The following is a 24,290-nucleotide window of genomic DNA, read 5'->3' on the forward strand; positions in this document are numbered from 1 at the left end:
TTTTTAAAAACGGTAGATTCCCAGTTCCTTACGAACCCGATCCAGAACGTTCGAGATCGTCTTTTGGGCCTTTTCTTTTCCCTTTTTCAAGGTTTGTTCCGCATAGGATTTGTCGGCTCCGATTTTTTCCCGTTCCTTACGATAAGGAGCGAAGTAATCCAACGTATCCTGCAAAAGTTGTTTCTTAAGATCCCCGTATCCGGTTCCGGGGGTTAAAAACTTTTGTTTGAGAGTTTCCTTCCCCTTCGTATCTAGAAACAAAGAATGAATCGCATAAATATAACTTTGGGAAGGATCCTTGACTTCGTTTATGCCCGCCGAGTCGGTCGTAATAGACATTATGGATTTCTTAAGTTCTTTTTCGGAATCGAAAAAGTTGATCGTGTTTCCGTAAGACTTGGACATTTTCTGTCCGTCCGTGCCGGGAACCAGCGCCGTCGTTTCGTCGATTTCGGGTTCCGGAATTTTAAACACGGGACCGACTTCACGATTGAAACCGGAGGCGATGTCTCTCGCGTATTCTAAATGTTGTTTTTGATCCTTACCGACTGGAACTCGATCGCTATCAAAACCTAAAATGTCCGCCGCCATCAAAACCGGATAAAAGAAAAGTCCGCCTCCGGGATGAAAACCCTTTGCCACTTTATCCTTGTAAGAGTGTGCCAAACTCAATTGATTGACTGAAATCGAATGACTGAGGTACCAAGCGAGTTCGGTGACTTCCGGAACGGAGGACTGTAGCCAAAACGTACATTGATCCGGATCGATTCCCAGAGCTAAAAAATCGCAGACGGCGTTAAAGGTGTTTTCCCTTTGTTTTTCCTTTGAGGAGAAAGTGGTTAAAGAATGCAGGTCCGCAACAAAACAAAAAAGGTCGGTTGAACTTTGGTATTCTTTGAGTTTACGAATGACGGAGAAAAAATTTCCTAAGTGAAGTTTACCGGAGGGTTGGACTCCTGTGAGAATCCTCATGTTTCCTCCGTTCGTTTTGTATCGTAAGATTTACCGGCAAGTCTCTCGTATTCTTTCAGCAACGAGCCGAGTTCCGCGTCTATTTTTTTATGTAATGTCAACTTAGTGATCGTGGTTTTATCTTTGTAAATCACCGCGTAGTTGTAGAAAAGTTTCGTCATTTCCAAAAAGGTAAAATCCAACGTTTTTCCGTTCAGTCGATTTCCCGAAACGATCGTCGAGTCGCAGTAAGGAATAAATCGGTGAAGAATTTTGATTTCTTCGATCACCTTCTCCTTGGAAACCAAAACTCTTTCGTTCAGTTTGCCGGAAGCCTCGTACTGTTTTGCGAGTAAATGGTTTTCGACAAGTATGTTGATCTTCTCCGCGAATTTTCCCATAAAGGCCGCGGCGTCTCCGAGTAACTTCAAAAGATTCTGAGTGATCTGATCTTCCACTCCCACGGTCGAAGTTGTATGTTCGTTGTAAGTGGCAAAACTGTATTGAAAACTCGGATACTTTTTGTTGAACGCATCCAAAAGACGAAGCAGGTTGTTGATTTGTTCGATATCGCTTTTAAAAAGACCCGGAAGCATAATGATCACGTCCCTACTCTGATTTTTAGAACCGACCTTTACGGTTCCTTCCAAGATCGGAGCGAACGAAGCTTGGAAATCCCTCAGTAATAAGTACATCAATTTATGAGGAGTTCCTTTAAACGAGGATTTGAGCGACGCAGATTGCATGTTTTCGGGAACGTGGTTTTCAAAGTAATCGTCAACGATCAGATTCAGGAAGTCGAAATTCATCCTTCCTTTATCGTCGATTTTGAAATATCTTTCCCTTAGGTTTTGCAGTTCCTCTTTGCGGTTCAATCTCGTCTGGATGTCGTCCGCAAGACGAAGCAACGTAGTTTCCACTTCTTTGATGATATCGGGAGAACCTTGGAATTTGGTTTCATTGATCGGAGGAACGTTGAGTTGTTGAACGATTTCGTCCCAAGTGATCATTCGTTTGGTTGCGACGATATGAAACGCACGGATCGAGTCGGACATTTTAGGTTTACCGTCTTCGAGATTCAGACCGTAAGAAAGACCCGCCATAATTTGCGGCATTTTCGGAACCAGCTTTTCGTCCTTACGGATCAGTTCGGGAACCTCCGTCATAACGATGTCCTTACAATCCCCCCGACTCAAATGTCTTGCATAATAAAGTTCTAATTTAGTCGCGCGGTTCAAAAAGATTTCCGGAGAAATCTGATCGATAAATAAACTATCCAAAGTGATGACGCTGTTCAAAAGTTTGTTGAAGTTTAGAACAACGTTATATACGAGGGGCTTCCAATATCTCCAACCCTGTTGCTCGCAAAATCGAAGCGCCTGGATCGTCGCGATGATTTGATCTTCTTTTAAAAATTTGAATAAGTTATGAACGCCGGAAGAAACCTGTAGTTTTCTTCCTAAAAAACCAACGTCTATCGTTCCGGATTCTCTTGCAAATTTATTGATTGCCGGATTTCCGCCGAAGAGGTTCGCCAAAAATCCGATCCCGGCGTCGGGTTTTCGAGCCGGTCTTGCGGCGGGTTTTGTAGGAGCCGAAGTTTTGTCGGAACTTTTTTTGGATTTATCCTCTTCTTCCGACTTCTTGTTTTCTTCCTGTCTCTTTTTCTCGAACTCTTCGTCGACCTTTTTCATCAAATCGATACGAATGAAAATATCGTTCGATTTTTGAATGACTTCGTCGATCTGCTCCTGATGTTCGGGGCTTCTCTGTTTTCTATAGAGATCCGCGAATGTTTTATGGGCGTCGGTCCTTGAACTTCCAGGCAAGAGAGTTTATTCCTTTTCGTTCAGAGGATTTTCGACGATCTGTGCGCTGGAAGGAGCGCTAAAGTTGAACAAAGAAGCCGAAAGACCCACGTTTGTCTGCACACCGGAAAAACTGATCGATGTGTATTCGCTGCTTCCTCTACGTTTCATTCTTAAAGATTTGGGAGTGTTATCGCCATTCATGGTCACTACGATTTCTTCGTATGCTTTGGTAGACGATTTCAGTCGGATCGATCCACCGACTTGGGTTACTTCTTCGTAACCGCCGAGCAAACCGAAAACACCTCCGGAACTTCCTCGGAGATCCTGTTTTCCGACAATGGCCCTTGCGGGAGAATAAAACCAAAGAAATCTTCCGTTGGAAGATACGACCCTACCGTCGGAGAATTTGACGTGCAAATAGTTCGGTTTTTTAAAGGAAAGTGTTCCCGATATTTCGTTGTTGATGGTTACGCTGGCTCGAAGGCTGGAAATTTCTCCCATTCTTCCTAAGAGAGCGTTGAGTCTGTCTCGTCCAGGATCCCCGGAAACAGAAATGCCGCAGACTAAGATCAGAGCTGCGGCACCCGGGAGGATTCTCCTGATTTTCAAAAATGCCATAGTTTCAAACTATGCGCGAAGGTTGATTATCCAAGTACTTTTTTGAATAAAAACTCATGCTCAACTCCCTACGGGTCGTTTCGCAGGTTGATTATCCAAGTACTTTTTTGAACTCGGCAGTCACAGCAGGAACTACCTCGAACAAATCGCCTACGATTCCATAAGTCGCAACTTTGAAAATCGGAGCGTCTCCGTCTTTGTTGATTGCAACGATGTATTTGGAAGATCCCATTCCCGCTAAGTGTTGAATCGCGCCGGAAATTCCGCAAGCGATGTAGCAGTTCGGAGAAACGGTTTTACCGGTTTGTCCGACTTGGTGAGAGTGAGAAATCCAACCTGCGTCCACAGCCGCGCGAGAAGCTCCCAGAGCCGCTCCGAGTGTGTCTGCAAGTTCTTGTAAGATAGGCCAGTTTTCCGGTCCTTTGATTCCACGACCGCCGGATACGATGATCGAAGCTTCCGTCAATTGAACCTTAGAACCGCCGCTCAAATCGGTAGAAACGATTTTTACTTTTGCGTCGCCCGCAGCCGGAGAAGCGGCTTCCACAGCGCCCGCACCCGCCTTTTGTGTGATCTCTTGAGAGTTCGGACGAACGGTAAAAACTTGAATCGCGCTCGTAACTTTGAAGTTCGCGTAAGCCTTTCCGGAATAGATCGGTTTTTTTGCTACGACCTTTCCGCCGTCCACGGAAAATCCGACTACGTCCGCGATGATTCCGGCGCCGACCTTTACGGCTACGCGAGGAGAATAGTCTTTTCCTTGAGAAGTATGCGGAAGAAGAACTACCGCAGGGTTTTGCGCTTTGATCACTTCTGCAACTTGATTGGAATAGGTTTCCGCGTTGTATTCTCCGGAGTTTACGGTGATGATCGTGTCGGCTCCTACCGCAGCCAATTCAGGAGCGTGTTTTTCAACACCGCTTCCGATCAACAGCGCTATAACTTTTCCACCGATAGAATCGGCGATCTTTCTTCCCGCTGAAGTGATTTCCCTGGAGATTTTTTTCAGTTCTCCGTCTTTCAATTCGCCAACAATTAATACGTTGCTCACTGTCGTTCTCCTTATATAACCTTAGCTTCTTCTCTGAGAGCTTTTACGAGTTGAGCTGCATAAGCATTCGCATCTGCGGCTTCCAGTTTTCTACCGGGAATTCTTGGTGGAGGAGGTTCCAGTCCTACAACTTCGATTTTGCTCGCGGGGTTTCCGAGATCCGCAGCGGATTTCGTTTCCACCGGTTTTTTCTTAGCGGTCATAATTCCTTTGAGAGAAGGATAACGAGGTTCGTTCAATCCTTTTTGCGCGGTAAGAGCGACAGGGGTGGAAGTTTCAACGGTTTGAGTTCCGCCTTCCACTTCTTTTGTGGCTTTTACGGCGGTTCCGTTGATTTCAAGATGAACGGCAAATGCGATGTGAGGAATTCCGAGGAGTTCCGCAACTTGAACCACAACTTGAGAAGAATCCGTATCGATGGATTGTCTTCCTCCGATGATTACGTCCGCGTTCTCCGCTTTTGCAAAGTTCGCGATCAGTTCCGCGGTATTGTTTGTGTCAAAAGGAACGTAATTATCCACTTTGATGTGAACCGCACGATCGGCGCCCATAGCATAAGCGGTTCTAAGAGCATCTACAACTCTGTCGGGTCCGAGGGAAACGGCGATTACTTCGCCGCTGTGTTTTTCACGCAGCCTGATCCCTTCCTCGATAGCAAATTCATCATAGGGAGAGATAATCCATTTGACTCCGGCTTCGTTGATGGATTTATCCCCTACTTTAATACTGGTTTCGGTGTCAGGTACCTGTTTCACTAATACGATGATCTTCATTCAATGGGTACTCCAAAAAAAATTAGTGCTGTTAAACACAAAAATCTTGTGTCTATGTCGTGCAAACCACTTTTTTAAACAGGTCCGATCTAAGCGGTCTCATCGGTCGAAAGAAGATATTTCAACCAATAATAGGTCCAAACCATAAATCCGATTACGATCAAAACATTCGCGTCCGTCTTTAGAAAAAAAGTCAGTCCCCAAAATAAGGGTAAAAACATCCAAGCACAAAGAGACAGAAGTAGAAAAATCGAATTCTTACGAAAAGGAAAATGGATTGCGTTTTGAAATTCCGAACGAAGCGAGGATAGAAGATTCTTCCGATTTTTTTCGCTCGTTGTGGAATTCGATCCTTGTAAAGAGGGGGCGGAGCTTACTGAGGATCGATTTGGAGAAGAATTCTTAGAAGAAGAATCCGCGTCCACTTTTGAATCTTTTTGTAAAAGAGAATTCGATTTTTGAGATAAGCCGTAAGATAGAAAGAAAAAAAGCCCACAAAGGATTGTCAAAATCAGAGCGTAGATCATAAGATAGTTTTTGGAAAATAAAGATTCTCTGTCGAGCTGTTTTAGTCTTGGGAAAGAGGATATGAGAGAAGAGGACAACATGAGAGCTGTACTTGAAAAACCGAATGATTTATTCAATCCGACGGAGAACCATCTCGCGCTTCGGGAAAACGTAGCAAAATTTGCAAAAGAAAATATGGACGCCCAAGCGAAAGAACACGACGACCACGAAACCTTCAACCTCGCGCTCTTTCGAAGGATCGGTTCCGAACTCGGACTTTACGGAGTTACGGTTCCGGAAGAAGACGGAGGAATGGGAATGGACGCGGTTGCCGCGGTCATCATCCACGAAGAAATGTCCGCATATGATCCGGGATTTATGCTCTCGTATTTGGCGCACGAAGTATTGTTCGTAAATAATTTCTATCATAGTTCTAGTCCGATCCAAAGATCAAAATATCTTTCGAAAGTGATTTCGGGAGAATGGATCGGAGGTATGGGAATGACCGAACCCGGAGCGGGAACGGACGTACTCGGAATGAGAACCCTCGCCGTAAAAAAAGGCGACAAATACGTGTTAAACGGTTCCAAGCAGTACATCACGAACGGAAACACGGGAAGTGTATTTTTGATATATGCAAAAATGAGCAAGGACTCTAAAAAGCCGACTTCCTTTATCGTGGAGAGTTCCTTTCCAGGTTTTAGCGTGGGTAAAAAAGAAGAAAAGATGGGAATGCGCTCCTCTCCTACAACTCAGCTTATATTCGAAGATTGTGAAGTGCCTGCGGAGAATTTAGTCGGACAGGAAGACGGGGCTCTCGTTCACATGATGAGAAACTTGGAGATCGAAAGAGTCACTCTTGCCGCTCAGTCTCTGGGAATCGCAAAACGTTGTGTGGACATCATGGCGGATTACACGATTCGTCATAGAGAAGCGTTCGGAAAAAAACTCGCGGAGTTCGGGCAAATCCAAAGGCTTTTAGCGGAATCGTACGCGGACTATCAAGCCGCACGCGCTCTTGTGTATCAGGTTGCGAGCGGAATCAATCCGGAAAGTAGAAATTCTCTCGGAGCCGCCTCCGCAAAGTTAGTCGCCACCCAAATGGCGGAAAGAGTCTCTCGAAACGCAATACAAGCGTTAGGTGGTTACGGTTATTGCAGAGAATATCCGGTGGAAAGATTACATAGAGATTCCATTCTTCTTTCGATCGGAGGAGGAACGAACGAAGCGATGCAAAAGAATATCGTAGCGGACTTGAAAAAAATCTACGAAGGCACTCCTTGAGTCGAAAGAACATTCAACTTACGGAAAAACTGGAAGATTATATTTTCCGGAATTCCGTAAGAGAGCCGGAATCTTTTCAAAGACTGAGAGAAGAGACCGGCAAGTTGGCTCAAGCCAACATGCAAATTAGCCCGGAAGAAGGACAATTCCTCGGCATTCTTACGACAATCAGCGGGGCCAAAAGAATCATCGAGATCGGAACCTTTACCGGTTATTCTTCTCTTTGTTTTGCTTCCTCTCTTCCGCCGGACGGACAAATTCTCTGCTGCGATATCAGCGAAGAATGGACGGCGATCGCTCGCAAATACTGGAAAGAAAACGGCCTTGAATCCAAGATCCGTTTGAAGATCGGATCCGCATTAGAAACTTTGCAAGTACTTTTGGATTCTAAAGTTTCACCGGATTGGGCGCCGGGCTTTGGTTGCGGACCGGGTTGCGTCGATTTGGTTTTTTTAGACGCCGATAAGGAAAATTACCCGAACTATTATCCTCTCATTCTAAAACTTCTTAAGTCCGGCGGGCTTTTGATTGCAGATAACGTTCTTTGGGACGGAAGTGTGGCCGACCTTGGACACCAAGAGACTTCCACGATCGGGATTCGTAAGTTCAACGAACTGGTTCGTAACGATCCAAACGTGGATATCAGTATGATTCCGATTGCGGACGGAGTTTCCTTGGTGAGGAAGAGGTAATCGTTTTCGAAAATCCGACGACGAGCCTTCCCTCGTTTTATATGATAAAAAGAGGGAAGGCCCGTTTTTTTAGTTACAAGCGTTTGGAGCCACACCTCCGCCCGCGTAGTAAACGAAAGTTGCGTTGCTATAGTTTCTAATATCCAAACCGTCCATATGAGTCGAAGACATCGTAGGCGCAAAGTGATCCCAATAGTTATTCATTGCGTACTGATTTTTTGGAGTGTCACCTCCTATCTGCACATCCTCGTATGAATTGCAGGAAAAGGTATTGTTTCCTACGCTTCCGGTCGCTCCCAGCCCCAAATCAAGTCCCAGCGTTGTGGCTATACCTACGAAATTTTGAGAAATGAAATTATTCTCCACTTTATCACCGGAAGTCCTAATACCATAATCGGCGATTCCCCAATGACTAGAAGTGATTTGATTTCCTGAGATTATATTTCCACCGAGAGCCGTTACATAAAAATTTTCGAAATAGATCCCGCCGCCCGAAGGGATTTCAGTGATCGTATTATTCTTAATCTTTACGGATACGAAGTTCTGTATGGAAATCCCTCTTGTATAATAACCGCCCGGACTCATCGGGTTGGGGTTGGTGATTTTAAACCCGGCAATTTGAGAATTATTTTTTGGGATGAGAGTGGCATTCCAAGATGTGTGATAAATATCGAATCCTCCTCCTTTGATCCAAGTAGGTCCCGTTTTAGGAGTCGTTCCCGGTGGTCCCGCGTAAAGGGAAGAAGAACCTCCGACCAAACCTTTTCCGTCGACGTCTCCGTACACATTGACACCGTCCGGAATATAGATCGGAAACGTTTCTCCAATGGACGTGTCGTAGGTGCCGGGTGCAACATTAATCACTCTTGTACCGTCGGCTTTAGACGCCAAGATCGCCTTTGTGATCGTGCGATAAGGTGCGGATTGAGTACCTGCATTGGAGTCGTTTCCGGAGATGGAATCCACGTAATGTATAGGTATATAGATAATCGCCAGTTCCGAAGGGTTTCGTTCAGGGTGAGTAAGGGTCACCGATTGGTTATTGACGATTCCCAAAAGTAATTGGGAAGCGTTGTTGTTTTCGCCGTTTTCCGGTGCACATCCGGCTAACAGCAATACTACGAGAAAAATACTAAAAAGTTGTTTCATTTCCATTCTCCTTGTTTCAAGAATTCGGAACTCTAAAACAAAACGGAAATTTTGTCAAGTCTTGAGCCATATTATCATCTTTATTTCAAAAATTTAACATAGATGATCCATGAAAGATTATCGAAATTAAAATCCAAAAAGAGAATTTCTAAAACTTCAGGCGGGGACGTTTCGGTTCGTAATAACGCAAGGATGCGAAAAAAAGCGTAACATTTCGATTTAGCCGCGACTTTGGCGTTTGAGTTTTAAGTCCGAACTCAGGGTATTTAAACTCACGTTATTTAAATTTCATAAGGAATAAATCTCTATTTCCAGTTACGGGAACTCCGTTTAAGGCGCCGGTGGTCCATCCGGTGCAATAGAGATTTCCTTCCAAGTCGATTTCGACTCCGTTTCCGGACATAAGAGACCCGGCGGTTCCCATTTGTCGCTTCCATTCGTTTTGACCGGAAGGATTGTGTTTGGTCAGAAAAACATCCGCACTTCCTATCGAATGTTTGCCTTCATCCAATATACTCCCATTGCTCCAACCCGTTGTGAAAACGTTTCCGACCTTATCGGTTGCCATTGCCTGAATTACGGTATTTTTTCGCCCGACGAATGGACCGAATTGGCTCACCCATTGTCGAACGCCCGATGAATCATATTTTACTAATGTTCCCAGAAAGCTGTTTCCAACCGTTTCCGAACCGAAAATTGCGTCGCTGGGACCGGCCGCAAATACGTTTCCGAATAGATCGACGGCGACGGAATACGCGCCCATTCTTTTTTTAGGAACGCCGAGTTGAGTGAAAAATCGTCCGTTGCCGTCTGCGTCGTATTTAAGGATAAAAAAATTGTTATACCCGATACCGGGAGACGAATTGGTCTCAAAGTTTACGTTTCCGTAGCCGGCCATGTAAACACTACCCGTGACTTTGTCAAAGACAACCCCCATCGGAGAGATAGTACCGTCTTGGATAGCAAGCTGTTTGACCCAAATCCGATTTCCGTCGGTATCGAACTTGACGATAAATCCGTTGCCGCGTTTCTTCTCGTCGCCTCCGAACGGTCCGTCCGAAGTTCCGACTATATAAGAATTTCCGAATGTATCTATCGCGATTTTTTCCGGAGAAACTTCATAATTTCCGCCGTTCGGTCCCGTTTGTTTTTTCCACATAACGTTTCCGTCCGGAGCAAATTTAACTAAGAACAGATCCTTTTTGACTCCCAGGGATACTCCTTCAAAAGCTCCCACGATAGAACCGGTTACGTACGTGTTTTCGTTCCAATCGACCGCAATTCCCGTAACTTTCAACTCCGCGCCAGGAGCTCCGACTTGTTTGGTCCAAATTGTTTTTTTCTGAGAATCATATTTTCCAAGTATTAGATCTCTGATTCCGCGTACCGGATTGTCCTGAGGTTCATAGTGCAGAGGATTGCCGTCGATATCGACACCAATATCCGCCGCCACATAAATGGAACCGCTTCTATCAATCGCGAGTCTAGAACGCATGGTTAAAACGGTCGGAGATCCTACCATCAGAGTCCAGTCTAAGTTTCCTAAATTTTCGTGAAACTGAATCGAGTCTTGATTCACAAATAGATCTAAACTTTCGTTTTCACTTTCATTTTCGCGAAAGCCGGAGTCGCCGCTTTCTCGGAATAAAAAAAATGTCCACGAGTTATTGTTCGTTTTCGTATCGGAAGTAGGCGAACAAGCTTGAAGAAATAGTATAAAAAGAAGAATCAAAAAGCGGATCATAATCTTTTTCCCCTTAAGTCTGTCTTCGACTAAGAAGACCCGATTCTTTTGGAAAGAACTTTATAGGAGAATAGGGTGTTTTATCCTATTCGTTCTAGGGATCAGCGGTTAGAATTCAGAGTTCAGAGGGATTTTTCCGAAAAGGGCGATCAGACTTTAACAAAGCGTAATTTTTCTATTCTGTAAATTACACTGAAATCTGATCCCTGAATTCTGATTTCTAAAATATACGTTATGCGTCTTTGGTCGGTCGGATTTTCGGGCGGGGTAAAAACGAGAAAGAACCTAATTTTCCCGTTTTCTTATTATTCTTTAATCAGTCTCTCGATCGTTTTTTCCGAGAATTGTTTCATCTGAACGTTTTTGCCGGTGATCGTTTCCAAGGACTTGGAAAAATTATCCCGATCTTTCAACATTCCGACGGAAAAGATATTTTCGGATTCCACTTCTAAGTTACGGATCGCATCGCTAAGTTTGTTTTTCTTTTCTTGAATCCGCTCTTTCAAAACGGCTTGGTCGATATCCGGATTTTCCACAAGTTCCCTAAACAATGGAGTTTCGCCGAACAGAATATTGATGAGTCCGCTATTCGGAGTATTCTCTTCGTTTAAAACACCGAGTTTCATTTGTTCGCGGGTAAACTCACCTTGAAGACCGGAAAGAGTTTCCTGAATTTTCAAATAACGAGACGTGAGTCCCGAAGAAAATTCGGTTTTATCCAGACTTCCTCGTTCTTCTTGAGTAGACGCGGTTTTACCGCTAACGGAGGACCGTTTATCGCGGATGAGTTTTTCCGCCGAGCTGATTAAATTCGTGAGTGGAACGTCCATGTTCTTTCCTCCTCTTCAGAATTCAGATCCGGAAAGAATACCGACTTGGTATAAACTTTAGGAGGGACTTCTTTCCCGAACTACCCTATGTCGCATCAAAGATCTTATTTCTGGGGACAATCTAAACTAGATATCGGACGGTACGCCGGAAAGAAATGAATTTTTTTTCCGAAATTATAAAAAAAATTCAGTTTACCTGCTCTGCGCTAAACTGATCCGGAAACCGTAAAGGATATGGAAAAACATATCCGAAATTGGTTACCCTGTTCCGCATTTTCAAAATTCGCGCTCGGAACGTTTACCGGGATCGTCGTCGACTTAATTTTTCCCGGAACGGCCCTCCTCCGGATCGGAATCTGCGTAGTCGCGTATTCGATCGGGCAATTCCTAAAAAAACGATTTCAAATTTCTGAATATTTTATTTTTGGAATATTTTTTCTCGCGTATGTTTCGTTCGTATTTCCGGAAAGATTTCAAAAAAATCCGGAAAAAAAATCCTTCAGTGTTTCCAAAAAAAATCCGTTCGGAAAACCGGAAAAAATCTTCCAAGAAAAATTTAGAGAACAAGTTTTACTCGAGTTAAAGGAAGCGGACCTGGAAAAAAATTCCGGTCGAGTCGCTTTAGGACTTATTTTCGGAGAGGCGAAACAACTTTCCGGAGAATTTAAAACAAAGGCAAAAGAAGGAGGAATTCTACATTTGTTTGCCGCCTCCGGATTACATCTCGGAATATTGATGGGGGTTCAGTTTCGACTTCTAAGTCTGATGCCGAGTTTGGGGTACAACCTACCGAGAATCATTCCATTGTTAACCGGATTTTTATATCTTTCCGCATTGGGTTATCCCGTTTCACTCGCGAGAGCCTGGATCTTTGCGGGAATGTTGTTGTTCCAAGGATTATTCTTTCGAAAATTACGGTCGGCCGATCTACTACTGGGTTCCGCTTGGATCCTATGGATCGCGGACCCTCCTCGATTTTATACGGTTTCCTTTTGTCTTTCTTTCGGAGCCGTCGCCGGAATATTCTTTTTTTCTTATCCGATACAAATCGCGTGTGATTTTCTTTCGGACGAAAACCGCATAACGTCCTTCTTTAAGGAAAATCTGTCGATTTCATTTTCCGCGGGACTCGGAACCATGCCCGTGTTACTGTTTGCTTTCGGGTCTTTCAGCTTCGGATCGATCCTACTCAATTTGATCCTGGTTCCTTTGGCGGGAATTCTGCTTCCGATTCTTTATCTTTCCCTGCTCGTACAAAAAACAAAACTGACCTTCCTCGCCGAACCGCTTTGGTCCATTACGGAATTCTTAATTCAAATTTTAATCTACTTGTCGGAAACGTTATCCAAACCGCTCGGTTTTTATAGGGAAATGGGCGAAGCGGTCTGGATCGGAATTTTCGGTTGGTTATTATTGTGTTTTATAATATTCTTTTATTCTTATTTTATAGAGAAAAAATATTTACGCAGGATTCCGATAACCCCGAAACTAGTCGTAAAAAAAGAGGTCTTGAGTTCCGGAGGAGAAGTTTCGAATCTTTCCGAACCTTTCCTAAAAAACGAAAACACCGAAACTTGGTCAAAAAGATCGGGCTTGCAACGTTGCGAAACACAACCCTACGGATCGCCCCGAAAACTCAACGAGATTCTAAATAACATTCAAAATTCAGAATATTATTCATTCCCCGCAAAAGGAATCTTCGGCAAAAAATCGTATCCGATTCTTTGTGTTTTGTTTTTTACTTCGGTGTTCGGGATTCACGTTCTTCTCTACCAATCCCCGAATTTATTTCCTACGACCAATCGAATCGTCAACAATCGGTTTTTCTTTGTTTTAAGAAACGGAGATTCCTTGATTTTTTCCGGAAAATGTAAATACGGAACCAAGACGATCTCGAAGGCGTTTCGAACCTCGAAAAAAATTTATTGCGATTCCACCGACAAACGTCCTTTGAAAAACGTATTCGTGGAACACGAGTCTTGTCTCACTTGGGCCTTTCCATGTTTGTCAGATCGAACACAAATCGACGTCCTTTATTCCGGTCGAGATTTCGAACTTTGGAGTCGAGCGAGTCGGTTCCGGATTCTCAAATCGAATCCGATTCGCGAAATTCCCCTCTCGAACCGATCCAAAATTTTATTCTTTCATACGAAAAAGGATTCACTCATTCAACTCGCTCAAAAAACAAAAACGGGCGGCGGTTGGATTCTTTTAGAAACTCCTTTCGGAACCCGAGACGATTCGGAAGTCTGGAATCGAAACCGAAAACTGCTTGGGCTTTCGGAGAGTTGGGTGTTTCTGGAAAAAGATGAGCTCCAGAGAATACCCATTTCGGAAAGTTTCTGAAATCCGGAAATTTCTGGAGTCAAAATCCTCGGCCCCGTTAAAAAAATGGGGACAGAATTTTTTAATCGATCCGAACGCGATCCGATCCATTCTTACTTGTCTGAGTTCCGACATCCTTTCGACGATCGATCGAATTTTGGAAATCGGGCCGGGCCTCGGCGCGATCTCACACGGATTGTTCGACTTTCAAAAGCCGGTCACGTTATTCGAAATCGATCCGGTTTACGCAAGTTGGCTCCGGGAATATCTTCCGGAATTCGAACTCAGAGAAGGCAACGCCCTGGATTTTTTAAACGAATACTCCCAAGAATCGGTTTATCTTTTTGGAAATCTTCCCTACTACATTTCTTCCGAGCTGACGTTAAACGCGGTTAAAAATTTAAAAGGACTCAAAGGCGCGACGTTTCTCGTACAAAAAGAATTCGCAAAAAGACTTTCAAACGAACCTTCCTCGATTCGATTTTATCTTTCCGCGTACGGAAGTTGGAAATTAAAAAAAGACGTCAAGGCCGGAGCTTTTTATCCGAGACCGAACGTGGATTCTTCCATCTTAGAATATAAATCCTCTCCGGTATTTGAAAACCGATCCGGCTTTATCGCGCTCGAATGTCTTTGTAGGACCGCCTTCTGGGGAAAAAGAAAAAAATTGACTTCCTCGTTTCGGGACGCTCCGATCGCTTCCCTTCCTGTAGAGGTCGTCTCCTCCGAAAATTTTTCGGAAGAACTCTTTCGTATCGAATGTTTTCGGGCTTTGGAAAACGCGGGGATCGATCCCGACAAAAGACCGGAAGAATTGAAACCGAAGGATTTCCACGAAGCCGCAAAATCGCTTTCCGTTTATATATCAAGAATATTGAATATATCCTGATTAACGCGAGCACCAAACTCGTGTTAATCAGGATTTTTTGTCAAAGTCCTTGTATTCCTTAAGGACTTTTTCCATAAACTCGGTTAACTCTTCTTCTTTTTTAAAATCGAAATGCTGAAGAACGACGGATTGTATCATGGAATAATCCGAAAGACCTTGGGAAATATCGATGATCATATCCGAAAGATAAATCGAAAATACGGGATCTTGAAATTCTTTTTTCACCAAAAGAGGTCTGTGGTGCATTTCCGCTGCAACTCGAATCGTATCCGAAAAGTTCCATTTCTCGCAGACCATTCCGCCCAAAGTCGTATGAGAAATCCCTAATGCAGCTTCTTCCAAAGTCAACGGAGCGGGGTAAAGTCTATTTCCTAAAATTTCGGCGATTTTTGCGGAGATGTCGGGTTCGAGAGAAAGCAAAATCACCCGGCCCACGTCGTGTAACAAGGCCGCACAAACCAGAACGGTGATGCTTTGTTTTTTCCAACCCATTCTTTCCCCGAGGCGTCTACAGATAAACGCGGACAAACTGGATCTTTCCCAGATCGATTCGAACTCCTTGTATTTTTCTTCCAGAATTTTTTTAGTTCCCAAACTCAAAAGAATGCTGTTCAACTCCGAAAGGCCGATGACCTTGATCGCATCCTCCAAATTTTCCACCCTCGTCCTTTGGGAAAACGAAGCGGAATTTGCCAATTTTAGAATATTCGTAGAAAGTGATACGTCTCGACCCACAAGTTCGGTGATGTTCTGGATGGAAGAATCCGGTTTGTTGATCAGGCTCATAATCTGATTTACGTTGTCCGGAAACGTGGGAAGGGAATCCAATTCGGAAAGAACGTCTCCCGTTTTTTGAAGAATGACGTTTCTTTTTTTAAATTCGAAAGGGATTTTGATATAAGCCGAAGTGACTCCTTCTTCGGATTTGATCCGATACGAATCCCCTTCGATTCCCTCGTTTCTCAACATCAGAAGCGACATCGCAAGTCCCAGGCCCGCTCCCTCCGATTCGTCCCCGTGATTTTCGAAAACCTCGGAAAGATCGTTGTACGAATGCGCCTTCGAAATTCTCTCTTGAATCCTTTGATCCTCTTCGGGAAGAATGCCGACGTTGTTTGAGACCTTCAACAGAAAACTATTCTGATTAAAGCCGAACGTGATAAGAACGTACAATCCGTTTTGTTCCACAAGATCCGTGTAAAGTTCCTTCTTGGAAATCAATTCTTCCTTGAACTTTTCCATCCCGATCGCGTATTGATCCGGATCCTGAATGTCCAAACCCGCTTCCTTAAAAACCACCCTCTTTTGATTCGCCTTTACGGCGTTCATAATGGTCTCCCTTAAAATGGAAAAGATACATTCCCGAAGAGGTGCGATGTCCAAATACTGAAGATAACGATCCAGAAGAAAGCCGATGATCTTATCGATGTTTCGGTTGAAATGAGTGATTCGTAAATAGAGCGGATTGAGAGACTCGATCGGTTCGTTTAGGTTTTTGACGGAGAGAAAATATCCCTCCTTTTCATAGTGAAACCATTGAATCTTCATGTATAGACTTCCAAATTCCGTTCGGATCGTCGGAACTCCGACCCAATATAGAATTATGACTCTTTAAAGATTTGTCAACGGCACTTTACGTTTAGAGTTCTTTCCTGTCCAGAACAACTTTCACCAATCCGAAACAGAGAACGGTCCAAACCCCGATTTGAACGAGGGAATATTCTCCGTAGTAATGAACCTGTGAAAGACTCTTTGCAAGGAGAGAACTCGAAAAAAAGAACACCGTTCCTTCCTGAGGTAAGATCCAATAAATCACTTCCAAGATCCTTTTTTTTAAATCCGAGGTTTGAACCATACTCGCCGCGGCGGACTCGTAGATGAACAGATCCAAGAAAGTGGAAAAAACAAGAAGCGCAAGCCCTCCGAAAAACGCGGCGTTTTTACCGAAACCGAGAACAACTACAAAACCGAAAAGGATCAGAAAGTAAAAAACGAAAAACATCGTAAGACAGGCTTTCAAAAGATCCCAGGAAAAGTTTCCTCCCCCGATCCATTGTTTAACGAGATACGTTCCGATCAGAAAAACTCCGTTTGCAAAAACGAGTAAAAGAACTCCCAGGGATTTTCCGCCGATATAAGCCAAAGGAGAAACGGGTCTGGAAAGAATCGGAATATACGTTTTATTTTCCAACTCGTCCCCCAAAAGCGAAACGGGAAGGAACAAGGCGAGAACGGTGTTCCAAAACGCGAAAAAAAGAAAAACCACGTAAATTTGAAAATCCGGATTTCCGGATTGATCCTGTCCGCCGATCTGAATCTGACAGGTGAAATTCAGAAATAAAAAAAGAGCGGATATTATAAAAATGAAATATACGATTCTTTTTCGAAGCGTTTCTCTCAGGGTCAGGAATGCGATCGAAAAAACTTTCGGAATCTGATCTTGAATCCAGGAAAGATTATTCATTGTTTCCTCCGGTGACTCTTAAGAAAACCTCTTCGAGAGATTCCGTGGTTCTTTCGTACATCAAGATATTCGCTCCTAGGTTTACGAGTTCTGCGGGAATTTTTCTCGGATCGATTCCGTTTGCGGGAAGAAATTCGATCCGATTTTCCGTGATTTTCAGTTCGGAAGAAATTTTACGGACGTAAGAATCCAGTTCGAAAGTCAACGATTCCACTTTGACGTGAATCCGATTTTTTCCCTCCTTCAAGGATTCCAAAGGTCCGATCGCCGCGAGAGTTCCCAAGTTGAGAATTCCGATTTCATGACAGACTTTTTCCACTTCCAAAAGTCTATGAGAATTTAATAATACTGTTGTGCCTTTCGTTTTATTCTCTTCCACGAGAGTTTCTCGGAAATCGATATAACCTTTCGGATCCAAACCGGAGCCCGGTTCGTCCAAGATCAAAAGTTCGGGATCGCCGATCAAAGCCGATGCAAGCCCGAGTCTTTGTAACATCCCTTTCGAATAACCGGAAACTTTTTTAGAGGACGCATCCGCAATGCCGGTTTTTTCCAAAAGGATTTTTGATTTTTCCCGGATGGAAGAACTTTTTATTCCGGCTAACTTTCCGCTAAAGGTTAAAAATTCTTCTCCCGTTAAAAATCCGGGGATGGAAATTTTTTCGGGAAGATAACCGATTTTTTGCCGCAAATGAGAAGAGAACGAAAGTCCGAATAAGCGAAAGTCCCCTTCGGTTTGTTGGGAAAATCCCATGAGGATTCGGACCAAACTCGTTTTTCCCGCGCCGTTCGGACCGAGAAGACCGAAAACGGAACCTTGGCGAACCCGAAAGGAAACACCTTTGAGGGCCAATTGTTCCTTGTATTTTTTTCGAATCGAATCGATTTCAATTGCAAATTCAGACATACACTTTTCCTTGGAATCAGAGCCTTTTTCCCGAAGTAGAATCCATATTCTTCGTAAGGGATACGCGACGCGAAACTTTTATGAAAGAATTCGATTTTGTGACAAACTTGAAAAACATAAATTTATTGCACCTTTCCGACAAACGAAAGTTCCAACTAGAGAAGGCTCAATGATTTTCAGGAATCATTCCCTGTCAATTTCTAGAAAACATGAAGATTATTATCGCTAGACACGGGGAAGCGGAAACGACTTCCCAGGATGGAACCGATCGTTCCAGGTCTCTCACCTCCAAAGGGGAGGCGGATGTACGAAAGATGGCGAACTTTTTTAAGATCGGTTTTAAGGTCACAAAGATCTATCATAGTCCTTACGAAAGAACCAAAAACACCGCAAAAATTTATACGGACATTCTTCATCCCGAACAAGAAACCGAGTCGTTGAATCATTTGGAAGCGGGACAAGACATGTCTCTGGTATGTCCGATGATTCGAGAATATTCGAACTCGGATACGATCCTTTTGGTGGGACATAGCCCGGACGTTTCCATCTTTGCCGAAAAACTTTTAGGAATCAGCGGAGTCGGAAAGAGTTTTCTTTTTTCTCCGGGTTCGGCCCTTGCGGTTAACGTTCCTCGCGAAAAATTTCTCGGCGGTCAAATCATCTGGTTTGTTTGTCCCGATTTTCTTTGTTAAAGTCTTTTTTCTCTCCTTTAAAACCTTCTTATTTTTTAAGTTTACAGAAGAGCCTTTTCGGAAATTCTTACTGTTATAGAAAGAATCGGGGTGTAGCGCAGTGGTAGCGCACTTCTCTGGGGGGGAAGGGGTCGCTGGTTCGAATCCAGTCACTCCGAGATTCTAAACCTTGTTTTAAACCCGAACATTTCCCCATCACGCGTTATCCGCGTTTCATCCGTTCGATCGCCTTTCCAATCAACTTAGAATGAAGTTTACAAGCGTCTTCCAAACCTTGATACAAAAGAAGACTTTTTTTCGCGACTCCCAACCTTTCGTTTTTCTTTTCTTCCAAACTCAGTCCGCCTTCATAACCTTCCGTGATCATCAAAACGGTTCTTTGAATGCTCATTCCTAAAATTTCAGTAAGACCTTTTCGAGAAGAAACTTCTTCGTCGATTTGATCCATCTCTTTTAGGTTTTTCAAAATCCGATCCTTAAAACGATCCTCGTCTTTTATGTGAGAATACAGAAGATCCGAAAGAATTTTTCCTCTCGTAACCTTCTCTGAAAAACCTTTGAGTTGTTCCGATAAAACGATCAGTTCGGAAAAAATTTTTTTCCGAGGATTCGGTTCTTTGTTTCTGTCGATGAGAACGTTCCTTTTCGAAATTTCAAAACTGCTTGTATTACCGCCGAATTTTTCCGTTACACTTTCTACGGTTTTATCGTTCTCATTTGCGATTTTAACGATTTTGTTCCGAGTTGATCGAACGAATTCCAAATCGCATTCATTTTGCTGCATGTATTTTGAAAGTTCCAGATTGGAAATTCCCTCCAGAACCGCTCCTTCTTTTCCGAGATTGAACCAAGGACTTATTTTCGGATGTTCTTCGAACCATTTTTTGAAGATGAGAAGTTTTTCGTTGGTTCTAATTTCTCCGCCTCGGATCGAACGAGCGCGTTTCACGGGAAGGGCGGTCATCTGTTTGTGATTGTGATATTCTCTTCTGAGTTTTCTGGACTCGATATGATTGAGTCTTTCTTCCAAAACCGCGCCCTTACAATGCGCGAGTTTGTCCGGAAAGGAAAGATCCTGTCCTACAAGAAGAATGTTTTTAGCTTTCATCTTTTCCGCGAGACTGACCGCGTTAGTCGAAACCGAACCTCCGAAATCCACGGTTCCGATTTCTTTTTCCGGTTCGGAAGAAAGAATCTTGATCAGTGGAAACGGAGAAGAAGTAAAAAAACCTTTTTTAAATTCTCCGGGAAGCCGCAGAGAATGATACGAGGAAGTAGGATCAAAAACGATCTTAGCGTCGCCGTTATAACCTTCCAAGTATTTGGTATTGAGGGCCTGGGGGTCCACGGAAAAAACAAGATCGGGATCGATCCCCGCGTTCCAAAGAACCATAAGCGCGGTATCGACCGCGATGAGAATCAAATTCTCCCTGTAAGTTCGAATGTCCTCCAAAGAAAGAACCAAAGAAGGTCCCGCTCCGCAAACGAGTATGTCCGCTTTCCCCTCACAAATTCCGAACAAGGAAGCGATCGGTTGCATCTTTGAAAGTTCGGGAAGATTGGAAATAAAATTCCGGGTCCAGATTCTTTCAAAACGAGTCAGAGTGGAAATGTTTACGTCCTTTTTATGAAAAAATCCTTCCGAGATAAAACGCAGTTCCTCGTATGAATCCTTTTTCCAACGATTGCTTCCCCGATGCGGAATAAAACTGATCGGAAAACCGGAAATCCCCCGAAAGGCTGAATGAAGATCCTGTTCGCCAATCGGAGACAATAAAATTCTAAGTCTTCCGGATTCTAAAAACTCGGTGTAATCAAAAATAGAAAGCGCATAACGTAGGACGATCGGCTCGGCTTCCATCCAAACCGTCGTTACGTTCTTAAATTTTAAACTTTCTTGAACTACGTATCCGACCCCCGCGCCGAAAAAAAGAAATACCCTTTCCTCATCCTCTTTTTTTAAACCTTCGAGAAGCCGTTTGGATTCCGTAATCGGGTCCACCAAACTATGCAAAGCGATTCCGTCGGCGACGACAACGGGATGTCCGGTTTTGGAAATTTTGATTTCCATCGAAGCCGAAGTAGTAGATGAATCGGTAGAAACGGATGAAGCCGAAACAAAAGACGAATCGTCGGATGTTGCGCCCATAAACGAAGACGAATCGGAAGACGAGGAAAAATCCGGACTCGACTTCCGTATTTTCTCGCCGATCGAAGGAAAGGCTACTGACAGACTTTTTAAATTTTTTTCAAGAACCGATTTGTCGACGGAATAATACATCATGATTTTAGAATATACTTTGTCATTTGAAATATAAAATTTACTTGAAATAGAGATTGAGTCTTCCGTTTCCGATTTTTTTTCCCGGAGTCGGTTCTTGTTCGTAACAAAACCCGCTTCCATGAAACTTAACCGGAATTCCAAGGGGTCTCAGAATTTCCAGGGCCTCGCGTTTGCTCTTTCCGACTATATCAGGAATTTCTCCCACGTTAGTCGCTTTTGTATTCTTTCTTTGAAAACGTTTCAGCGAAACGTTTAATGTTTTTTCCCCTTGTTCGATGATCGGAATGATATTTTCCACGACGTCTTTGAAAACGGGCGCGGCCAATCCTCCGCCCGAATGCGTTCCACCTTTGGGTTCGTCGAAAAGAATCAGACCGACGATTTTAGGTCGCTCTGCGGGAAAAAATCCCAAAAAGGAAGCGGACCACAAACCTTCCACGTAACCTTTTCCCGAAACGGCTTTTTGTCCGGTTCCCGTTTTACCCGCGATCGAATACTCCTGGATGTACGCGTTTTTTCCCGTTCCGGATTGAACCACTCTTGTCATCGCTTTGAGAATTCTTTCCGTAGTGTATTCCCGAATTCCGATCGGCGTTTCTTGAGTTTTAAACTCGTGAAGAATTTCTCCGTAAGAATCGCTGAAGTGAGAAACCACACGGGGAGTTAACATTCTTCCGCCGTTAACGACGGAAGCCGCGGAAGCCACCAACTGAATCGGAGTCACGGAAATCCCCTGCCCGATCGCCATGAACATGGAAGTTGCGGGAGTCCATTTTTTCAAAGGAGGGAAATAACCCGTCGACTCGTTCGGTAAAAAGCCGGTTTTTTCTCCGAACTGAAATTTCTTCATATAATCATAAAGTAATGTTTCCGGAATTTTCTGAGAGGCTTTGATAATTCCCACGTTGCAGGAATACTGAAGAATCTCTTCGAGATTGAGATGCCCGTGAGCTTCCGTACATTTGATTTTTGTCTTACCGAGTTCCACGTAACCGGGACAGTGAAACTTCTCGTCGGGACGTATTAGATTTTCATTGAATAGAACGGAAGCCAGAAAAATTTTCATCGTGGAGCCGGGTTCGTAGACGTGACGGATAGCCCAGTTCGTATGAGAATCCTCTCCCGATTCGTTGTATTGATTGGGATCGAACGTGGGAAAGGAAGCGGAAGCCAGGATTTTTCCGGTGTTGATATCCATCAAAATCCCGATGGCCTTTTTCGATCCGGTTTCCTCAAATCGTTTACCGAGAGCCTTTTCCAGTTTGTACTGAATCAAACCGTCGATCGTAAGATGGAGATTACTTCCTCTCGAAGAATCCGATTCGGTCGGAGTCATTAAGTCCTGATTGTATTGAAGTTCCAAACCGGAAATCGCACGGTCGTCGTCCATTCCGGTAAAACCTACAAGGCTGGACGCCAGATTTCCGTGCGGATAAACACGTTTGTATTCTCTTTCTCTTCTTACGCCCGGAAGAGAAAGATCCATGATCTTGTTCCCGAGAGATTCGTCGATTTCTCTCTTTAAAAGAAAGTAGCGACTTTTTTCCCGAATCATGGATTCGATTTTATCGGAGGGCATTTCAAGATAAGGCGCCAATTGGACCGCGGTAAAATTCGGGTCGTAGATATTTGCGGGATAAATTCCGATCGTCGCGGAATCTACGGTCATCGCGAGTTCGATTCCTCTTCGGTCGTAGATCGCGCCGCGCATGATTCTGTCTCCGGTTTTTAAAACGACTTCTCTTTCGTTTAAGAAAGTAAGAAAGACAACTCTCCCGATGAGAACGCAGAAAAGAATACAGAGGAAAGAGAAGAGAATCGTGAGTCTGGTTTTGCGAGAATTCATCCTATACTTATAAGGTCGTCCGATGTGCGGATTTCGGAAAGTGTTTGTTTTTAAATCGGCCGCTTGCCTTACAAATCCAAGATTCGTGTTTCCGGAGGATTTTTGAGAGCCTCGGGTCGCCCATCGGCTCCTAAAACGTAGGAGTTCCCGCACTTCGAGTGACGAGTGATTAGATTCTTGGGTTAGAATAGGCTGAGGACTTTTTCAACTTGAAGTGATTTATGTCTTTATCTCGTAATATTCTGGTCCCGATTTCATTCCAACACTATGTCACTTAACATGGCCTTTTTCCGGCACTCTCCCCTCTTCGATGCTAAAAAAATTCGATTTTTATGCCGGAAGCGAACCTGAATTACTTTCTTCCTTGACATTTTTCATGGAATTTGGAAACTAATTGTATCAATTAGCACTCTAACATTAAGAGTGCCAGAAATCAAATGGATCTCACAGAACGCCATCGGAGAATTCTAAAAGCCCTTGTAGACGAGTTTATCCAGGAGAATCGACCCGTAGGTTCGAAAACTCTCTTTGATAAACACGACATCGGCCTTTCCCCCGCTTCGATTCGAACCGTGTTGAAGGATTTGGAAGACTACGGTTATCTCGCATCCAAACACACTTCGGGCGGGAGAATTCCCACGGAAAGGGGATATCGTTTTTACGTGGACTCACTCGTAATTTTATACGAGCTGACTCTCAAAGAAAAACAACGCATCCAACAAGAATATCTGAAGATGCAATTCAAACTCGATCAGATTTTGAAAGCCACCGCTTCGGTGCTTTCTTCCCTGTCCAATGCGGCGGGAATCGTGATCGGTCCGGCAAAAAATTTGGACACTCTGAAACATCTGGAACTGATCCACGTCCGCGGAGACGAAATTCTGATGATTCTCGTGATGAGATCCGGAACCGTTTTACACAGAAATATTTTTGTGGATCGGAATTATTCTCAGGAAGCGCTGTATCAGATCTCCAAATATCTGAACGACAATCTGAAAGGTTATGATATATACGAAATTCAGAATGTAGTGATTCCGAAACTTACGGTTCAAAGAGACGGGCCCGAAGATTTTACGAGAATCGCGGATCTGATTTCCTCCGCGATGACTCCGGACAATTCCGAGGTTACGTTGTATATCGACGGGTTTAAAAATCTCTACGCGAATTTCAGGGACGAAGAACAACAACTTTCTCAAGTGCTTTCTCTTATGGACGATCAGGGATTTTTGAAGACGTTCTTTTCCGAGTACATCGATCAGGACGGAGTTTATACGATCATCGGAAAAGACGGGGATCGAAGTATGTCCGGCGTTTCCATCATAACTTGCAACTATAAGATGGGAGAAAAAAAGATCGGAGCCTTGGGAATCATAGGCCCGCAGAGAATGGATTATAACAGAGCCTTACCGCTCGTCGACTTTACGTCGAAACTCGTCTCCGAAATGGTGACCCGCATTAGTAAATAAGGGAGAG

19 protein-coding genes, 1 tRNA gene and 3 pseudogenes are annotated in these 24,290 nt (G+C 43.8%); 9 read left to right on the forward strand and 14 right to left on the reverse strand.

What is annotated here, in order from left to right; translation table 11 throughout:
* Nucleotides 1-3 precede the first annotated feature (3 nt).
* The 6 genes from trpS to LEP1GSC060_RS02220 form a co-directional block, all read right to left on the reverse strand.
* Nucleotides 4-972, reverse strand: a complete 969-nt coding sequence (gene trpS / locus LEP1GSC060_RS02195) for a tryptophan--tRNA ligase (protein WP_002995434.1) — start codon at nt 970-972, stop codon at nt 4-6.
* A complete protein-coding gene (locus LEP1GSC060_RS02200) occupies nt 969-2,780 on the reverse strand; it encodes a hypothetical protein (RefSeq protein WP_002995247.1) in 1,812 nt (603 codons plus the stop codon). The genes trpS and LEP1GSC060_RS02200 overlap by 4 nt, the downstream gene beginning before the upstream one ends.
* A gap of 6 nt (nt 2,781-2,786) precedes the next feature.
* On the reverse strand, nt 2,787-3,380 hold the full coding sequence (locus LEP1GSC060_RS02205; protein WP_002995366.1) for a LolA family protein: 594 nt from the start codon (nt 3,378-3,380) through the stop codon (nt 2,787-2,789).
* A 91-nt stretch (nt 3,381-3,471) separates the two neighbouring features.
* Complete coding sequence (locus tag LEP1GSC060_RS02210; protein WP_002994834.1) at nt 3,472-4,431, reverse strand: electron transfer flavoprotein subunit alpha/FixB family protein; 960 nt, start codon at nt 4,429-4,431, stop codon at nt 3,472-3,474.
* Between the two features lie 11 nt (nt 4,432-4,442).
* The gene (locus tag LEP1GSC060_RS02215) at nt 4,443-5,204 is read right to left on the reverse strand and encodes an electron transfer flavoprotein subunit beta/FixA family protein (RefSeq protein WP_002995037.1); all 762 of its coding nucleotides are present in this window, start codon (nt 5,202-5,204) and stop codon (nt 4,443-4,445) included.
* Between the two features lie 89 nt (nt 5,205-5,293).
* Entirely contained in the window at nt 5,294-5,731 is a 438-nt protein-coding gene (locus tag LEP1GSC060_RS02220) for an LIC10362 family protein (protein WP_002995295.1), read from the reverse strand.
* Nucleotides 5,732-5,810: 79 nt separating this feature from the next.
* Here LEP1GSC060_RS02220 and LEP1GSC060_RS02225 point away from each other — a divergent pair, with 79 nt between their 5' ends.
* Together LEP1GSC060_RS02225 and LEP1GSC060_RS02230 are read left to right on the forward strand one after the other, a co-directional pair.
* Complete coding sequence (locus LEP1GSC060_RS02225; protein ID WP_036095149.1) at nt 5,811-6,995, forward strand: acyl-CoA dehydrogenase family protein; 1,185 nt, start codon at nt 5,811-5,813, stop codon at nt 6,993-6,995.
* Nucleotides 6,992-7,687 carry an O-methyltransferase gene (locus tag LEP1GSC060_RS02230; RefSeq protein ID WP_002994943.1) on the forward strand — a complete coding sequence of 232 codons (696 nt, stop codon included), beginning with the start codon at nt 6,992-6,994 and terminating at the stop codon, nt 7,685-7,687. The genes LEP1GSC060_RS02225 and LEP1GSC060_RS02230 overlap by 4 nt, the downstream gene beginning before the upstream one ends.
* A gap of 69 nt (nt 7,688-7,756) precedes the next feature.
* Here LEP1GSC060_RS02230 and LEP1GSC060_RS02235 read toward each other — a convergent pair whose 3' ends face one another.
* From LEP1GSC060_RS02235 to LEP1GSC060_RS02245, 3 genes are all read right to left on the reverse strand, one after another.
* Complete coding sequence (locus LEP1GSC060_RS02235) at nt 7,757-8,836, reverse strand: LIC10774 family surface protein (protein ID WP_002995114.1); 1,080 nt, start codon at nt 8,834-8,836, stop codon at nt 7,757-7,759.
* Between the two features lie 277 nt (nt 8,837-9,113).
* Nucleotides 9,114-10,580 carry an SBBP repeat beta-propeller lipoprotein, LipL53 family gene (locus LEP1GSC060_RS02240; protein ID WP_002995273.1) on the reverse strand — a complete coding sequence of 489 codons (1,467 nt, stop codon included), beginning with the start codon at nt 10,578-10,580 and terminating at the stop codon, nt 9,114-9,116.
* 305 nt (nt 10,581-10,885) lie between these two features.
* The gene (locus tag LEP1GSC060_RS02245; protein WP_002995280.1) at nt 10,886-11,410 is read right to left on the reverse strand and encodes an LIC10415 family protein; all 525 of its coding nucleotides are present in this window, start codon (nt 11,408-11,410) and stop codon (nt 10,886-10,888) included.
* On the opposite strand from LEP1GSC060_RS02245, the pseudogene LEP1GSC060_RS19185 reads away from it, so the two are divergent.
* From LEP1GSC060_RS19185 to rsmA, 4 genes and pseudogenes are all read left to right on the forward strand, one after another.
* A pseudogene (locus tag LEP1GSC060_RS19185) lies at nt 11,409-11,625 on the forward strand (hypothetical protein). The gene LEP1GSC060_RS02245 and the pseudogene LEP1GSC060_RS19185 overlap by 2 nt on opposite strands.
* Before the next feature lie 19 nt (nt 11,626-11,644).
* Nucleotides 11,645-12,887: pseudogene (locus LEP1GSC060_RS20925) on the forward strand (ComEC/Rec2 family competence protein); the annotation flags it as partial.
* A 176-nt stretch (nt 12,888-13,063) separates the two neighbouring features.
* Nucleotides 13,064-13,756 (forward strand): annotated as a pseudogene (locus LEP1GSC060_RS20930) (ComEC/Rec2 family competence protein); the annotation flags it as partial.
* The gene (gene rsmA / locus LEP1GSC060_RS02255) at nt 13,719-14,624 is read left to right on the forward strand and encodes a 16S rRNA (adenine(1518)-N(6)/adenine(1519)-N(6))-dimethyltransferase RsmA (protein ID WP_002995372.1); all 906 of its coding nucleotides are present in this window, start codon (nt 13,719-13,721) and stop codon (nt 14,622-14,624) included. The pseudogene LEP1GSC060_RS20930 and the gene rsmA, both read left to right, overlap by 38 nt.
* A gap of 27 nt (nt 14,625-14,651) precedes the next feature.
* Here the strand turns inward: rsmA and LEP1GSC060_RS02260 are convergent, their stop codons facing one another.
* The 3 genes from LEP1GSC060_RS02260 to LEP1GSC060_RS02270 form a co-directional block, all read right to left on the reverse strand.
* Nucleotides 14,652-16,172, reverse strand: coding sequence for an HDOD domain-containing protein (locus LEP1GSC060_RS02260; RefSeq protein ID WP_002995018.1), 1,521 nt, complete (start codon nt 16,170-16,172; stop codon nt 14,652-14,654).
* Between the two features lie 91 nt (nt 16,173-16,263).
* Nucleotides 16,264-17,088, reverse strand: a complete 825-nt coding sequence (locus tag LEP1GSC060_RS02265; protein WP_002994877.1) for an ABC transporter permease — start codon at nt 17,086-17,088, stop codon at nt 16,264-16,266.
* Nucleotides 17,081-17,995 carry an ABC transporter ATP-binding protein gene (locus tag LEP1GSC060_RS02270; RefSeq protein WP_002995465.1) on the reverse strand — a complete coding sequence of 305 codons (915 nt, stop codon included), beginning with the start codon at nt 17,993-17,995 and terminating at the stop codon, nt 17,081-17,083. The genes LEP1GSC060_RS02265 and LEP1GSC060_RS02270 overlap by 8 nt, the downstream gene beginning before the upstream one ends.
* A gap of 209 nt (nt 17,996-18,204) precedes the next feature.
* Here LEP1GSC060_RS02270 and sixA point away from each other — a divergent pair, with 209 nt between their 5' ends.
* Both sixA and LEP1GSC060_RS02280 read left to right on the forward strand, forming a co-directional pair.
* On the forward strand, nt 18,205-18,687 hold the full coding sequence (sixA, locus tag LEP1GSC060_RS02275; RefSeq protein ID WP_002994945.1) for a phosphohistidine phosphatase SixA: 483 nt from the start codon (nt 18,205-18,207) through the stop codon (nt 18,685-18,687).
* An 86-nt stretch (nt 18,688-18,773) separates the two neighbouring features.
* Nucleotides 18,774-18,845: transfer RNA gene (locus LEP1GSC060_RS02280), tRNA-Pro, on the forward strand.
* 44 nt (nt 18,846-18,889) lie between these two features.
* Here the strand turns inward: LEP1GSC060_RS02280 and LEP1GSC060_RS02285 are convergent.
* Nucleotides 18,890-20,968 (reverse strand): motility associated factor glycosyltransferase family protein, encoded by a 2,079-nt coding sequence (locus tag LEP1GSC060_RS02285; protein WP_036095218.1) that lies wholly within the window; start codon nt 20,966-20,968, stop codon nt 18,890-18,892.
* Between the two features lie 40 nt (nt 20,969-21,008).
* A complete protein-coding gene (locus tag LEP1GSC060_RS02290; protein ID WP_036095150.1) occupies nt 21,009-22,817 on the reverse strand; it encodes a penicillin-binding protein in 1,809 nt (602 codons plus the stop codon).
* 437 nt (nt 22,818-23,254) lie between these two features.
* On the opposite strand from LEP1GSC060_RS02290, the gene hrcA reads away from it, so the two are divergent.
* Nucleotides 23,255-24,283 (forward strand): heat-inducible transcriptional repressor HrcA, encoded by a 1,029-nt coding sequence (gene hrcA, locus LEP1GSC060_RS02295; protein ID WP_002995271.1) that lies wholly within the window; start codon nt 23,255-23,257, stop codon nt 24,281-24,283.
* The last annotated feature ends 7 nt before the right edge of the window (nt 24,284-24,290 follow it).

Origin of the sequence: Leptospira weilii serovar Ranarum str. ICFT (assembly GCF_000332415.1) — a bacterium.
GTDB lineage: Bacteria > Spirochaetota > Leptospiria > Leptospirales > Leptospiraceae > Leptospira > Leptospira weilii_A.

What these genes read in the sequence shown, in the direction of transcription:
- trpS (WP_002995434.1), bottom strand. Translation starts at nt 972, where the DNA reads ATGAGGATTCTCACAGGAGTCCAACCCTCCGGTAAACTTCACTTAGGA.
- LEP1GSC060_RS02205 (WP_002995366.1), bottom strand. Translation starts at nt 3,380, where the DNA reads ATGGCATTTTTGAAAATCAGGAGAATCCTCCCGGGTGCCGCAGCTCTG.
- LEP1GSC060_RS02215 (WP_002995037.1), bottom strand. Translation starts at nt 5,204, where the DNA reads ATGAAGATCATCGTATTAGTGAAACAGGTACCTGACACCGAAACCAGT.
- LEP1GSC060_RS02220 (WP_002995295.1), bottom strand. Translation starts at nt 5,731, where the DNA reads ATGATCTACGCTCTGATTTTGACAATCCTTTGTGGGCTTTTTTTCTTT.
- LEP1GSC060_RS02225 (WP_036095149.1), top strand. Translation starts at nt 5,811, where the DNA reads ATGAGAGCTGTACTTGAAAAACCGAATGATTTATTCAATCCGACGGAG.
- LEP1GSC060_RS02235 (WP_002995114.1), bottom strand. Translation starts at nt 8,836, where the DNA reads ATGAAACAACTTTTTAGTATTTTTCTCGTAGTATTGCTGTTAGCCGGA.
- LEP1GSC060_RS02240 (WP_002995273.1), bottom strand. Translation starts at nt 10,580, where the DNA reads ATGATCCGCTTTTTGATTCTTCTTTTTATACTATTTCTTCAAGCTTGT.
- LEP1GSC060_RS02245 (WP_002995280.1), bottom strand. Translation starts at nt 11,410, where the DNA reads ATGGACGTTCCACTCACGAATTTAATCAGCTCGGCGGAAAAACTCATC.
- rsmA (WP_002995372.1), top strand. Translation starts at nt 13,719, where the DNA reads ATGAGCTCCAGAGAATACCCATTTCGGAAAGTTTCTGAAATCCGGAAA.
- LEP1GSC060_RS02260 (WP_002995018.1), bottom strand. Translation starts at nt 16,172, where the DNA reads ATGAAGATTCAATGGTTTCACTATGAAAAGGAGGGATATTTTCTCTCC.
- LEP1GSC060_RS02265 (WP_002994877.1), bottom strand. Translation starts at nt 17,088, where the DNA reads ATGAATAATCTTTCCTGGATTCAAGATCAGATTCCGAAAGTTTTTTCG.
- LEP1GSC060_RS02270 (WP_002995465.1), bottom strand. Translation starts at nt 17,995, where the DNA reads ATGTCTGAATTTGCAATTGAAATCGATTCGATTCGAAAAAAATACAAG.
- sixA (WP_002994945.1), top strand. Translation starts at nt 18,205, where the DNA reads ATGAAGATTATTATCGCTAGACACGGGGAAGCGGAAACGACTTCCCAG.
- LEP1GSC060_RS02285 (WP_036095218.1), bottom strand. Translation starts at nt 20,968, where the DNA reads ATGTATTATTCCGTCGACAAATCGGTTCTTGAAAAAAATTTAAAAAGT.
- LEP1GSC060_RS02290 (WP_036095150.1), bottom strand. Translation starts at nt 22,817, where the DNA reads ATGAATTCTCGCAAAACCAGACTCACGATTCTCTTCTCTTTCCTCTGT.
- hrcA (WP_002995271.1), top strand. Translation starts at nt 23,255, where the DNA reads ATGGATCTCACAGAACGCCATCGGAGAATTCTAAAAGCCCTTGTAGAC.